Origin of the sequence: Kitasatospora sp. NBC_01539, assembly GCF_045040525.1 — a bacterium.
Lineage (GTDB): Bacteria > Actinomycetota > Actinomycetes > Streptomycetales > Streptomycetaceae > Kitasatospora.
This window is the reverse complement of sequence record NZ_CP109390.1, coordinates 7,619,455-7,632,269: the sequence shown is the minus strand read 5'-3', so window position 1 is coordinate 7,632,269 and position 12,815 is coordinate 7,619,455. Positions and strand designations below refer to the sequence as shown.

Below are 12,815 nucleotides of genomic sequence, written 5' to 3'. Positions count from 1 at the left end.
AGCAGCAGGAGGGGAGGGGGAGTTGATGGCGGCCATTCAAGCACCGCGCAACGGCTGCCGATAGGCCCCGTACGGGGCGATCCCGAGCGTGCCGCACACGGGCCGCGCGCACCCCGTGCGGAAACCACATCGTCGGCGCCCGGCACCCGGTGCCGGGCACCACGACACCACGCGGGCGGCCGGTCGCCGGTCGCCGGTCGCCGGTCGTGTGAGAGTCCGGGTACGCCGGGGGCCCGGCGGCTGGTGCCGCCGGGCCCTGGGGTGGCTTTCAGGCCCTCGGGGGGCCGTCGGGCCGGATCAGCTGGTCTGGATCGCGGTGTCGTCGATCACGAAGCTGGTCTGGAGCGAGGAGTCCTCGACACCGTTGAACTTGAGGGTGACCGACTGGCCCGCGTAGGAGGACAGGTCGATCGTCTTCTGGGTGTAGCCGGTGGCCGCGTTCACGTTCGAGTGCGTGGCGACGGACGTGCCGTTGACGGTGACGGTGAGCTTGTCGTAGACCGTGGTGCCGGTCTCGGCGGTGTCGATGTGCAGCCAGTAGCTGAGGGTGGCCCTGCAGCCGGCCGGGATGGTGACCGTCTGGGTGGCGCTGTCGGTGTGGGCGGAGCCGTAGCCGTTCAGCCAGGCCTTCCAGGAGCCGCCGTGCGAGGCCTCGGAGGAGCTGTTGTCGACGACGCCGCTGGTGGTGGTCCACGGCGCGGCGGTGCCGGTCTCGAAGCCGGCGTTGCCGAGCAGCTGGGCCGGGGTGCAGGTGCCGCCGCCCGTGCTGACCGTCCAGGTGAAGCTCGTCGTGCCGGTCTTGGCGGCGGCGTCCTTGCGGTGACGGTCACGTTGTACGTGCCGGCGGTGGTCGCGGTGCCGGTGATCTTGCCGGCGGTGCTGATCGACAGGCCGGTCGGCAGACCGGTCGCGGTGAAGGTCAGCGGCGCGGTGCCGCCGGTCGCCGCGATCTGCAGGTTCGCGGTGCCGTTCACCGCCGTCGACTGGTTGCCCGGGTTCGTCACCGTCACGCCGCTGCCGGCGGGCTTGGTGAGCAGGCAGCCGCTGACGGAGAGGTCGATGGCGCGGCCGGTGCCGAGGCAGGTGGTGAACCAGTAGGTCTCCTCACCGTAGCTCTGCCCCTTGGTGACGGTGGTGGTGCCGTCGGCCGCGACCTCGCACGGGTTGTTGAGCGTGCACATCGCACCGTCGTCGTTGCCGGTGTTGTTGATGCCGACGACCTTCCTGCTGGTGGCGTCGACGATCGGCGAACCGGACGTGCCGTGCGTGGTGTTGCAGCCGGAGCTGTAGCGGATCGAGTCGCGCCAGGTCCACTGGTCCTCGCGGAGGGTGTCGACGAACCCGTTGATCGAGCAGTTCCACACCTGCTTCCAGTACGAGGAGGGTATGAACATCGACGAGCCGTTGACCGGGTGCGTGTCGCTGATCGTCAGTGCCGTCGCGCCGAACTTGCTGCTGACGGACGCGAAGGTGTCGGTCAGCTGGTAGAGCGCGACGTCCGTGCCGGTCATGGTCGCGTACAGCACCTTGTCGGCCTGCACGGTGCCGAGGGACGAGCCCGAGCTGCCGAGCAGTGTGCCGGATCGGCTGGCGGTGGTGTTCTGGATCACCTGGCCCGCGCTCGGCATGGTCGGCAGGCAGTGGCCGTTGGTGAGCATCATCGCCCGGTCGGTGTCGACCGAGGAGGGGTAACGCACGAGCGACGCCGAACAGTTGCTCAGCGCGATGGTCGACGTCAGATCGCCGGCCTGGACGGCGGCAGCCGGCGTGGCCGCGGGGAGCAGTGTGCCCGCGACGACCGCGACCGCGCCGATTCCGGCGGCAAGTCCCTTGAACATGGGTCTCCTTGTGGGGGATCGCCGGACGCGCGACCGGTTGCGCACGCCCGGGCCGCACGAAAATGCCATGACCTCATCAACCAGGTCAACTGTTCGGACAGATGTGGCGGTCGGGGCTCCGGCTCGCCCGGACGGCTCACCCCCGACCCGACCGGGCGCCGGGGAGCTGACTGCACACCGGCGAAACCGATACGGTCGACACCGTGCGGACGGAGCACGGCCCGCCCGCACAGGAGGAGGAGACCGATGAGCGCACAGCCCGTCCACCGCAACTCCGGCCCGCGCGTGCCCCGGAGCATCGACGGCATCGGCAGCGCCCTGCCCGCGGCCGAACGGATGGCGTTCTACCGCGAACTCGGCCCGGTGGAGGACCAGGCGGGCCGGGAGGCCGTCCTGACCTCCTGGTGGCTCAAGGCGATGTCGTCGACGTACGGCGCCGACCGGTCCGGCTTCCGCGCCGCCGTGGGACCGGTCCTGGCGGGCGGCCGGGCGAGCGGCATCGCGGGCGGCACCGAGGGTGTCGCCCGGTGAGCGACTGGCAGGTCTTCCTGCAGGACCAGCCCGCACGCGCACTCGACCGGATCGCCGGGACCGACCGCGAGCTGTTCATCCTGGTGACGATCGCGCTCACGCAGATCGGCGCGGCCTCCGGCGACCCGGTCGACGAGTGGGGCGACCTGCGGTCCGTGGTGCTCGCCCCGACCGTCACCGCGGAGATCTTCGTGAACGCCGACGCCGTACCGCCCGCCATCGACGTCGTCCGGCTGGTGTGGCTCGTCCTCGACTGAACGCCGCCGCGACGCGGCGGGGGGCGGGCTCACGCCTCCCGGGCGAGGAGCCGGGCCACGGCCGCCCGGTCGAAGCCCCGGACGACGAGCCGGACGGCGAAGGCCATCTCGTAGGCGAACACCGGGAGCGCAGCCAGGCTGCCCCAGAGGGATATCTGCTCGTACACGCCGAAGAGCACCAGCACCGCCGACGCGAAGATCAGCGGGCCACCGACCATGCCCATCACCGCGATGAACCGCGGTACCAGGCGCGAGCGGTGGAGGAACCATCCCATCATCAGCGTGCTCGGGCCGAGGGCGAGGTTGGGGCCGGCGAGGAACGTCCAGTCGTGCACGGCCACCAGCGCCCGGGCCGCCCCCAGGTACGCCGCCGGCTGCGGGTCGGCGGCGGCCGAGAAGTCACGGCCGAGCGTCAGCACCGACAGCACGGAGACGACGCCGACGACGATCACGGCCGCCTCCAGCAGCCTGAAGCAGGCGTAGCCGAGGGCCACGCTCTCGCTGAGCCTCCGGACGACCGGGAACATCACCACCCCGGTGCCGATCACCGAGAAGGCGAGCAGCATCTCCAGCAGTGCGCCGGAGGCGAGTTCGGCGCCGTGCGGGCGCCCGCCGACCACGTACAGCGGGTCGTCGAGGACGGGCCCGTACAGCAGCAGGCCCGCGATCGACGCGGCCGCTGCAAGGATGTACAGCGCCCCTGTGGCCGTCGCCGTCCCCCTGAAGGTGTTCATGTCCGTCTCTCCGCTCCGTGTCGTGCGGCGCTCCGGGGCGGGGCCGCTGTGCGTCGGGGCCGGCGGCCCCGGTGCCGGGAGGCGCGCAGACGGCGGCATGCCGTACCGCCCGCCGCGGCCGCTCCGGGGCGGCCGTGTCCGGCGGGTCCACGGTGCACCGTCGGCGTGCCCCGCACCTCCCCTGCCGGGTGGACGGCGCCTCCACCCCGGGGTGGAGGCGGCACCGGGGACGGCCGCCCTACGCTGGCCCCCGTGACCGCACCGTCCCTGCCGCAGCACCAGTACCCGCCGCCGTCCCGTGCCCGGTCGACGGCCGGGCGGCTCCTCCTCGCCACGGCCGTGGGCGCCGCCGTGTGGTTCGTCTACGCCGCCGTGCTGCTCGGTGGGCGGCCACCGGGCCCGGACGGCGACCGGATCGGGGCCGCCCTCCTGGTGGACCTGCTGCTGGGCGCGGCCGCGGCCGCCCTCCTGACCGTCCGCCACCGGCACTCGCTCGCCGTCGCCTGCCTGGCGCTCGCCGCGTGCACCGCCTCGGTCTCGGCGCTCGGCCCCGCGGTGATCGCCGTCGCGTCGACGGCGGCCCGGCCGCGCCGCGGGGCGCTCCTCGCCGCGGGCTCGGTGGCGGCCGCCGCGGGCGCCCTCTCCGAAGGCGTCTACCGGCCGTGGTTCGTGCCCGGCGCGCTCGCACCGGGCGGCGGCGGCGCGCTCGCGGTGGTGGGCAGCGCCGCCGTGACGCTGCTGATCGTCACGGCCGCCGCCGCGACCGGCGCGCTGCTCGGGGCCCGGCGCGACCTGCTCGCTTCGCTGGAGGAGCGGGCCCGCACCGCCGAACGGGCCCGGGGGCTGGCCGCGCAGGCCGCCCGTGACGCCGAACGCACCCGGATCGCGCGCGAGATGCACGACCAACTGGCCCACCGGATCTCCTTGGTGGCGCTGCACGCCGGCGCGCTGGTCTACCGCGAGGACCTCGGCCCCGCCGAGATCACGACGGCCGCGCAGACGATCCGGACGAACGCGAGCCTCGCCCTCGCCGAACTGCGGGACGTGCTGGGGGTGCTGCGCGACGGCGACGGACCTGAAGACGGCGACGGACCCGAGAGCGGCGACAGCACGGCCGGGGACCGGCCGGACCGGTCGCAGCCCACCCTGGCCGAGCTGTCGGCGCTGCTGGCGGACTCCCGGGAGGCGGGCACGGTCGTCCGGCTCGACACCTCCGGGCTGCCCGGCGGCACGCTGCCGGGGCGCGGGCTGCTGCCCGACGTGCTGTCCGGCGCCTCGTTCCGGGTGGTGCAGGAGGCGCTCACGAATGCCCGCAAGCACGCGCCGGACGAACCGGTGGACGTCAGTCTGGACGGCTCCCCCGGCGGCCGGCTGGCGATCGAGGTCCGCAACCGACGGGGCTTCGCAGGGAGTTCGGACCTGCCGTCGGCCGGGGTCGGCCTGACGGGACTCGACGAGCGGGCGCGGCTGGCGGGCGGCACGCTGGAGCACGGTGCGACGGAGAGCGGCGAGTTCGTGGTGCGCGCGTGTCTGCCGTGGCCGGCGTGAGCGCGGTCCGCGTCGTCCTGGCGGACGACGATCCGCTCGTCCGGACCGGCCTGCGGATGATCCTGGACGGTGCCCCGGAGGTCGAGGTCGTCGGCGAGGCGTCCGACGGGCAGGAGGCGGTGGACCTCGCGGTCCGCACGGCGCCCGACGTCGTCCTGATGGACATCAGGATGCCGCGGATGGACGGCCTGGCCGCCACCCGGCGCCTGCGGGAGCGGTGTCCGGCCGTACGGACCGTCATCCTCACCACGTTCGACACGGACGAGAGCGTCCTGACGGCGCTGCGGTACGGCGCGGTCGGCTACCTGCTGAAGGACACGCCGCCCGCCGAACTCGTGCTCGCCGTGCAGCGCTCCGCGCGCGGCGAGCCGAGCCTGTCGTCCCGGGTCACCACGCGACTGATCAGTGCCGTCACCGCGACCGCCGACGACTCCCGCCGTCGCGCGGCCCGCACGCTGCTCTCCCGGCTGACCGGGCGGGAGCGGGAGGTGGCGGCCGCAATCGCCGAGGGGCTGACGAACGCGGAGATCGCGGAGGCGCTGGCCATGGGTCTGGCGACCGTCAAGACACACGTCGGCAGCGTGTTCGCCAAGTTGGAGGTCTCCAACCGGGTACAGGTCGCCCGGCACGTGCACGAGGCCGGGCCGCCGCCGGGCTGCTGACGCCGGGTCAGCCCGGTTGCGGCGAGGACTTCTCCGGCTCTCCGGCCGGGTGCGGCGGCCGGCGCCGCCTCAGCGGGACGCGGCCCCGCTCGGACGGCGCGACGCCTGCCCGGCGGCCGTGAAGCCGTCCCGCTGCAGGGCCGCGAGGGTGTACCGCTGGACGGCGGTCAGGGCGGCGGAGAAGTCGCTCCTGTCCTGCGCGGCCTTGCCGAAGGCGTCCTTGAAGGCGGAGTACGCGACGTCCACGTCCGGGCCCCAGGCGGCGGGGGCGGTGGTCTTCGCGATCTCCGCGGCCCTGGTGTAGAAGTCGGGCTGGTTGGCGAAGAAGTCCGGTGCCGTGGCGAGGGCGCCGCCGGTCTGGGCGGCGGTGGCCGCCGGGTAGATGCCGGCCTCCTTGACCAGGGCGGCGACGGCCGCCGGGTCGGTGTTCAGCCAGGTGGCGAACTCCACGGCGGCGTCGGTGTGTCCGGCCTTGGCGGCGCCCGCGGTGACCCCGGTCGTCGAGCCGCCCCAGCTGCCGGTGACGGACTCGCCGGCGTTCCACTGCGGCAGCGGGGCCATCGCCCACTTGCCCTTGGTGGAGGGGGCGTAGCTGGTGAACACCCCCGGGGCCCAGACCGCGGAGACCCAGGCGATCTGGGTGCCCTCGTCGAGGGCCTTGCTCCACTCGTCGGTGTACATGGGCCGGTTGTCGACGGCGCCCTCCCCGACGAGGCCGCCCCAGAAGTCGGCGACCTTCCGTGTCGGGGTGTCGTCGAGCGCGACCTTCCAGGTGCGGCCGGATCCGGTCCACCAGGTGGCTCCGGCCTGTTGGGCGAGGCTGGCGAAGAGGCCCGGGTCGCCCGCGGAGAAGGTCGTCAGCCTCCTGGACGGCGCCTTCCTGCGGAGTTCCCTGGCGGTGTCGGCGAACTCCGCCCAGGTGGTGGGCACATCGAGGCCGTACTGCCGGAAGAGGTCCTGCCGGTAGAAGAGCGCGAGCGGGGCCGTGTCCTGCGGCACCGCGTACACGGCGTCGGAGCCGAGCGTCACCTGCTGCCAGACGCCCGGGGCGAATCGGCCGCCGAGGCCGTCGGTCCGGTCGGCGATGTCCACCAGGACGTCGTTGGCGACCAGGGTGGGCAGCGCCTGGTACTCGGCCTGCACGAGGTCGGGGGCCACGCCGACGTTGACGGCGTTGACGACCTTCGGCACGAGGCTGTCGCCCGACGCCTGCTTCTCGACCGTGACGTGGATGTCCGGATGGGAGGCGTTCCAGATCTCGGCGACCTTGTCCATGTGGGGCGCCCAGGCCCAGTAGGTCAGTTCGACCGGCCCGTCGGCCGCGGGATCCGCCGCGCCGCCGGAGCAGGCGGTGAGGAGCAGGGTGCCGCAGAGTGCGGCGGCGAGGAGCAGGCGACGGCGGTGCATGGGGACTCCCGGAACGGCGGCTGGGTGGGGCGGCGACGGCTCGCGCACGGCGGCGGCGTGGGGGCCGCGGTGGCGGAGGCGTACGTGGGACTGCCCACGAAGCCGTCGACCGTGATGTGCACGTTCACAATACGGAAACCTGAATGTCAGGTGTCAATGCCTCAGAAGGCATGGTTATCAGCGTGATACCGACGCCAAGAGGCTGTGCACGTGCACAGCAGAAGCGGGACGCTCACGAAGCACGGCCCGCACACCGCGCCCGGATCCGAGTACGGCTACTCAGGCGGCCCGGGACGGCCTTCCGGGAGGATGGCCCGGACCGCCCGCCACCCGGCCCGAAGGACACCCCGTGCTCAGCCGCCTCGCCACCGCCCTGGTGCCGCTCCTCGGCCGCCTCACCGTCACCAGCGACCTGGCCGGCGCCGTCCCGGCGGGCAGCATCGTGGCGGCCAACCACTCCTCACTGGCCGACCCCGGCGTGGTGCTCGCCGCCCTGCACCGGCTCGGCACCGACCCGGCGGTGATGGCGACCGCCGGTCTCTGGCGGATCCCCGTCCTCGGACGGGCGCTGCGCGACGGCGGCCACATCCCCGTGCACCGCCGCACCGTCCGGGCCGCCGACGCGCTCGACACCGCCGCCGCGGCCCTCGCCGACGGCCGGGTGGTGCTGATCTACGGCGAAGGCGGCCTGCCCCGGCGGAAGGACCCGGCCGACACCGCGCCCGGCACCTTCCGCACCGGGCTCGCGCGGCTCGCGGCGGCGACCGGCGCACCGGTGGTGCCGCTGGGCCAGTGCGGCGCCCGGCGGCTCAGCTCGGGCAGCACGGCCAAGCAGTTCGCCGGCCTCGCCACGGCGCCGCTGCGGCGCCCGGCGCTGCACGTCCACGTCGGTGCGCCGGTCCGGCTGACCGGCGACACCGCCGCGGCGACGGCCGCGGCGCACCGGGCCGTCACCGAGGCGTGGCGCACCGCGTCCGCCCGGGTGGACGCGGCGCCCGCCCGCCTGTGACTCCCCCCACTCCCCCTTGACCGGGAAGAAAGGTCTACCTAAGTTCGGCCCCATGTCCATGCACCGCCCCAGTGACCCCGGAGACCAGGCCGGAGCGCCCACGCCCGGCCGTCCGCAGCCGGACGAGGCCCGTCTCGTCGACTTCACCGTCGACCTCACCGCCCAGGAGGTGCTCCGCCGGGCCCAGGTGATGGCCGCGCTCGGCCCCGACTGGGACCCGATCGCCGTGCTGCGCGGCGAGGAGGAGGCGTACGACCTGCTCTACTCGGGACTCGACGCCGAGCAGGAGCGCCTCTACGCCGACCTCGTCGCCGCCGGTGTCCTGCCCGACCGGAGGAGCGGCCGTGCTGCCCCTTGACCCGCAGGCCGACATCGGCCGACGCGCCTGGGTGGCCTGCCCCCGTTGCAGCGAAGCCGCCGACTGCACCCCGTGCGCGGAACGGCGCAGCTGCACCGAGCACTGGCGCTACCTGCTCTCCAACACCGGCAGCCTGCTGCACCTGCAGTGCCCGGGCTGCACCCACGTCTGGTCGCACGAGACCGGCTTCGGCGCGACCCGCTCCCTCTGGAACCGCATCACCGGCAGGCTGTCCGCGCACTGACGCGCGGCACCGCGGCACCGCGGCACCGGCCCGCTCGGAATACGGCGGCGCGACGGCGTGACGGCACCACGGCGGCCGTGACGCGCTCCGGATGCGCGGAGGCGGGCCACCTCGCGGCGGCCCGCCTCGGCAGGGTGGTGCGTCACGCGTGTCCGGCATGCACCTCCGGGCTCGCAGACCCCGGACGGCCCGACCCCGGGCTGTCCGGCCCGGGCTGCGGGCTCGGGCTCGTGCTCGGGTGCGGCGCGTGGCTCCAGCCGGGCGTTCCCGGGTCGCCGGGGCCCCACGGCTCGCCCGGGTGGCCGGGGTGACCCGGCCAGCCGGGAACGCCCGGGTGCGGGTCGGGCGGGCAGGTCGGGTCGGGGCCCGGGTGGCCGTTCTCGACGAGGACGGAGGCGTCGGCCCGGTCGTTCGTCGGGTCGGTGTCGGTCTGGTCCACCGTGCCGACGGCGGCGGTGTTGGTGGCCGGTCCCGTGGCGACGGCCCGGGCGGTGAGGGTGAGGGTGGCCCGGTCGCCTTCGGCGAGGGCACCGATCGTCCAGACGCCGGTGGCCGGGTCGTAGCCGCCGGCGGTGGCGTCCGAGCGCACGTACGCCAGAGAGGCGGGCAGCAGGTCGGTGACCGTGACACCGGTGGCGGCGGCGGGGCCTGCGTTGGCGGCGGTCACGGTGAAGACGACCTCCTGTCCGAGCTCCGGCATCGCGTCGTCGACCGTCTTGGTCACCGCGATGTCGACCGTCTGCACCGGCTGCACCGGCCGCACGGTGACGGAGGCCGTGTTGTTGTCCGTCACCGGGTCGGTCTGGGCGGCGGAGACGACCTGCACGGTGTCCGTCACCGGGTCGGTCGTGGTGACCCGGACGACCACCACCAGCTGCACGGAGGCGCCGACGGCCAGCGCCGGTACGCTCCAGCGCCCGGTCGCCGAGTCGTACGCGGTGCCGGTGGACGGCGTGGCGGAGACCGGCGTCACGCCGGACGGCACGGGGTTCGAGAGGATCACCGAGGTCGCGTCGTCCGGTCCGTTGTTCGTCGCCGTGACGGTGAAGGTGACGTCGCTCGGCACGGGGGGCGCGGCGGGGTCGGCCGTGACGGCGACGGCGATGTCGGCGACCTCGCCCACCGTGGCACTGGCCGGCGGGGAGGTGACGGTCTGTCCGATCGGCGTCTGGCCGGTGGCGGTCGCGGTGTTGGTGAAGGTGCCGGTGTCCGCGAGGTCGGCGGCGGTGAGCACGTAGCTGCCGGTGCAGGTGGTGCTCTCGCCCGGGGCGAGCACGGAGACCGGGCAGGAGATGGCCCCGGTGGCGGAGTCCGCGCCGATCACCGGGTCGCGGACGACCAGGGTCGAGACGGTCGACCCGCCGGTGTTGGTGACCGTGAACGCGTACCCGACGGTCTGCCCGGCGGTGTGCGGGGCCGGGGTGGTGACGGACTTCGTCAGGGCGAGCGACGAGACCAACGGCACCGTCACGGAGGACGGTCCGGAGCGCACGGCGGTGCCGCCCGGGTCGGCGGCCCGGGCGGTGGCGGTGTTGACCACCTGTCCGGCGGCGACGTCGGCGTCGGTGACGGTGTACGTGCCGGTGCAGACGATCGTGCTGCCCTGCGCGGGGGCGGGCGGCAGTTCGGTGGCGGGGCAGGTGACCGGCGCGAGGCGGTCGTCGGAGACCTGGAGGCCCGTCAGGGTGTCGAACCCGCCGTTGGTCACCACGTACTGGTACGGGATGACCGTGCCGGCGGTGATCTCGGCGGGCAGCGGCGTGCCGGAGCGGTCGACCTGCTTGACGAGGTCGAGGCGGGCGAGCGGCAGGATGCTGGCGGCGTTGACGCTGCGGATGAGGTGCACGTCGGTGCTGCCGCCGGTCGAGGCGCTGAAGCCGAACTTGTACGTGGACGGCGTGCCGGGCGGGGCGGGCTGGTCGAGCACCTGCTGCCAGCCGTTGCCGTCCTGGAAGTCGATCTGCACGATCACCCGCGGCGAGGGGGCGGGCGTGATCTGGACGTTGACGGACCGCTTGGCCACGGCCGGGTCGGTCGTGCCGAACGGCGCGCTGAGCGTGCCGGGCAGGGTGGAGGTCGGCCTCTGCGGGTCGGCGGAGGGCACCGTGGTCGACGCGAGGTAGCAGTAGCCGGAGGTGCCGTTGCCGGGCCCCCGCAGGGTGACGACGTTCGGGGCGACCGGGCCGTCCACCTGTACGGGCGACTGCTGGCCCACCGGGCAGTCGGCGCCGCGGTTCTCGCCGTCGTCGAAGAAGTTGCCGTAGGCGTCGAGGCCGACGCCGAGGTAGCCGCCGACGACCCCGGGGGAAAGGTTGCGCTGGGCGTAGCCGAGGCTGCCGCCGTCGGCGCCCTGCCCGTCGAGCGGGGTGGCGCCGTCGACGAGGTAGAAGCCGATGCCGTCGCCGGGCGCCGCGGTGCCGGCGTACTGGTACTGCTCGAAGGTGACGGAGAGCCCGGCGGCGGCGGGCACCGGGCGGCGGTAGAGCAGGGCGCCGCCGACGAATCCGCTCGCGTCGTTCAGCTGGAGGTAGCCGGGGGTCACACCGGGGGTGGGGGGCGGCCCGGCGCCGTTCGCCGGGCACGGCGGAATCTGGGCGGCGTCGGGGGCGGGCGTGCTGCCGGGCGCCGCGCCGGTGAGGCAGGTGCGCCCGAGGGGCTCCCAGGAGGGGTCGGGCACGGTGTCGTTCTGGAACGTCTCGTCGACGATCACCGTGCCGCCGGTGGGCAGCGCCGCGAGGGCGGCCCCGCCCGGCAGCGGGACGCCGGAGAGGGCGGCGGCGGACAGGACGCCGGTCAGCAGCGCGCCCGTCAGTCCTCGTAACCTGCGCCTCTGGGGCGTTGCTGATGCCATGTCGTTCCCTCCGGTCGCTCGGATCTGCCCACCGGCCGTAGCGGACGCGGGGGAAGGGCGAGCCTACGAACGACCGGTCGAACAGGAGCCCGAATGAGCCGCCCGTGGGCGTGTCCACGGGCGGCGTGACGGGCTGTCAGGCGGTGTACGCGTCCTGCAGGGTGCGCAGGAGACCGAACCCCTCCCGGTCGACCGAGCGGCGGGTGTTGCCGAGGACGACGGCTCCGACCCGCTTCTCCGGGTCGAACCCCGCGAACGACGCGAAGCCGCCCGTGCCACCGTTGTGCCACACCTGGAGGTGGCCGCCCTGGCCGGCGTGCAGCCGGTGCGAGAACCAGCCGAGGTGCGCCCGGGCGAACGGGTTCTGCGGGTGCTCGACCGCACGGGCGAGCCGCACGGCAGCGGCGGCCCAGCCGGCCGGCGGGTCGAGGTGGGCCCGCAGGAAGGCCGTCAGGTCGGCGGCGGTGGAGCGCAGACCGCCGGCGCCCGCGAGGCCGGCGAGGTCCCACGGCACGGTGGGCCGGAGGCGCGGTGTGTGGCCCTGCGCCATGCGGCCGGGCCGGACGAGGCCGACCGCGGTGTCGTCGAGCCCGAGCGGACGGGTGAGGCGGTCCGCGACCAGGTCGGCGTAGCCGGTGCCGGCCCGTCGGGCCAGGGCCAGCCCGAGCAGCCCGGCGCCGAGGTTGGAGTAGCGGAAGCGCGTGCCGGGCGTCGCTCCGAGGCGCGTGGTGGCGAGCCCGCGCAGCAGCACGGCCGGGGTGCAGTGGGCGTACGGGTCCGGCTTGCCCGGGCGCAGCAGGGCGGGGATCCGCATGCCCCTGGGCAGCCTGGGGAGTCCGGAGGTGTGGGTGGCCAGGTGCTGGAGGGTGATCTGCTCGCCGTCGCGGGACGGGACGCGGGTGCCGGGGGGCAGCAGGTCGGCGAGGGGCTCGTCGAGTGCGACCTGCCCGTCGCCGACCGCGCGGGCCAGCACGAGCGCGGTGAACACCTTGGTCACGGAGCCGATCTCGAAGACCGTCCGGCTGTCGGGTGGTCCCTGGTCGGCTCCGGTACGGCCGGCGCCGTGGATCTCGCTGCGGCCGTCGGCGAGGACGGCGACCACGGCTCCCACACCCTGATCGGCCACCTGGCCGGCGGTGCTCCGCGCTGTCCCCGCCAGGTCGATCGTCCCCATGGCTGCCAGCCTAGCCGCGGTGGCGGCGGCACCGGCAGGGCGGTCGCGGGGCGGGACCGGGCGCGGCCGGCGCGGGTGCGGGTGCAGGTGGGTGCGGGATCGTACGGATGCGGGAGCGTGCGCGTGCGTGGTGATGCGGGTGCGGGTGCAGGTGGCGGCGGGAGCGTGCGGCGGGGCCGGTGGGCGCCCCACCGCCGCGTGC

Annotated in this window: 11 protein-coding genes and 2 pseudogenes; 7 read left to right on the top strand and 6 right to left on the bottom strand. The window is 74.8% G+C overall.

Translation table 11 applies throughout. From position 1 onward, the window contains the following. Window positions 1-297: 297 nt before the first annotated feature. Window positions 298-1,019 (bottom strand): annotated as a pseudogene (locus tag OG335_RS33060) (putative Ig domain-containing protein); the annotation flags it as partial. Between the two features lie 249 nt (window positions 1,020-1,268). Then, window positions 1,269-1,628: pseudogene (locus OG335_RS33055) on the bottom strand (hypothetical protein); the annotation flags it as partial. Window positions 1,629-2,084: 456 nt separating this feature from the next. On the opposite strand from OG335_RS33055, the gene OG335_RS33050 reads away from it, so the two are divergent. Both OG335_RS33050 and OG335_RS33045 read left to right on the top strand, forming a co-directional pair. Further along, window positions 2,085-2,369, top strand: coding sequence for a hypothetical protein (locus tag OG335_RS33050; protein WP_405014817.1), 285 nt, complete (start codon window positions 2,085-2,087; stop codon window positions 2,367-2,369). Further along, window positions 2,366-2,626 carry a hypothetical protein gene (locus OG335_RS33045; RefSeq protein WP_405014816.1) on the top strand — a complete coding sequence of 87 codons (261 nt, stop codon included), beginning with the start codon at window positions 2,366-2,368 and terminating at the stop codon, window positions 2,624-2,626. The genes OG335_RS33050 and OG335_RS33045 overlap by 4 nt, the downstream gene beginning before the upstream one ends. Window positions 2,627-2,655: 29 nt before the next feature. Here OG335_RS33045 and OG335_RS33040 read toward each other — a convergent pair whose 3' ends face one another. Beyond that, window positions 2,656-3,360, bottom strand: a complete 705-nt coding sequence (locus tag OG335_RS33040) for a DUF4386 domain-containing protein (protein WP_405014815.1) — start codon at window positions 3,358-3,360, stop codon at window positions 2,656-2,658. A gap of 252 nt (window positions 3,361-3,612) precedes the next feature. On the opposite strand from OG335_RS33040, the gene OG335_RS33035 reads away from it, so the two are divergent. Then, window positions 3,613-4,908 carry a sensor histidine kinase gene (locus tag OG335_RS33035; protein WP_405014814.1) on the top strand — a complete coding sequence of 432 codons (1,296 nt, stop codon included), beginning with the start codon at window positions 3,613-3,615 and terminating at the stop codon, window positions 4,906-4,908. Then, entirely contained in the window at window positions 4,905-5,570 is a 666-nt protein-coding gene (locus OG335_RS33030; RefSeq protein WP_405014813.1) for a response regulator, read from the top strand. Before OG335_RS33035 ends, OG335_RS33030 begins: the two co-directional genes overlap by 4 nt. A 69-nt stretch (window positions 5,571-5,639) precedes the next feature. Here the strand turns inward: OG335_RS33030 and OG335_RS33025 are convergent, their stop codons facing one another. Continuing rightward, entirely contained in the window at window positions 5,640-6,977 is a 1,338-nt protein-coding gene (locus OG335_RS33025) for a sugar ABC transporter substrate-binding protein (RefSeq protein WP_405014812.1), read from the bottom strand. A gap of 349 nt (window positions 6,978-7,326) precedes the next feature. Between OG335_RS33025 and OG335_RS33020 the strand changes: the two genes are divergently transcribed. From OG335_RS33020 to OG335_RS33010, 3 genes are read left to right on the top strand one after another with little or no spacing between them, the layout of a single operon-like run. Continuing rightward, window positions 7,327-7,986 carry a lysophospholipid acyltransferase family protein gene (locus OG335_RS33020; protein ID WP_405014811.1) on the top strand — a complete coding sequence of 220 codons (660 nt, stop codon included), beginning with the start codon at window positions 7,327-7,329 and terminating at the stop codon, window positions 7,984-7,986. A 58-nt stretch (window positions 7,987-8,044) separates the two neighbouring features. Further along, on the top strand, window positions 8,045-8,344 hold the full coding sequence (locus tag OG335_RS33015) for a DUF6400 family protein (RefSeq protein ID WP_405015609.1): 300 nt from the start codon (window positions 8,045-8,047) through the stop codon (window positions 8,342-8,344). Continuing rightward, window positions 8,331-8,588, top strand: coding sequence for a hypothetical protein (locus OG335_RS33010; RefSeq protein ID WP_405014810.1), 258 nt, complete (start codon window positions 8,331-8,333; stop codon window positions 8,586-8,588). The genes OG335_RS33015 and OG335_RS33010 overlap by 14 nt, the downstream gene beginning before the upstream one ends. Window positions 8,589-8,730: 142 nt before the next feature. Here the strand turns inward: OG335_RS33010 and OG335_RS33005 are convergent, their stop codons facing one another. Continuing rightward, on the bottom strand, window positions 8,731-11,439 hold the full coding sequence (locus tag OG335_RS33005) for a lectin-like domain-containing protein (protein ID WP_405014809.1): 2,709 nt from the start codon (window positions 11,437-11,439) through the stop codon (window positions 8,731-8,733). A 136-nt stretch (window positions 11,440-11,575) separates the two neighbouring features. Then, on the bottom strand, window positions 11,576-12,613 hold the full coding sequence (locus OG335_RS33000; protein ID WP_405014808.1) for a serine hydrolase domain-containing protein: 1,038 nt from the start codon (window positions 12,611-12,613) through the stop codon (window positions 11,576-11,578). Between the last annotated feature and the right edge of the window lie 202 nt (window positions 12,614-12,815).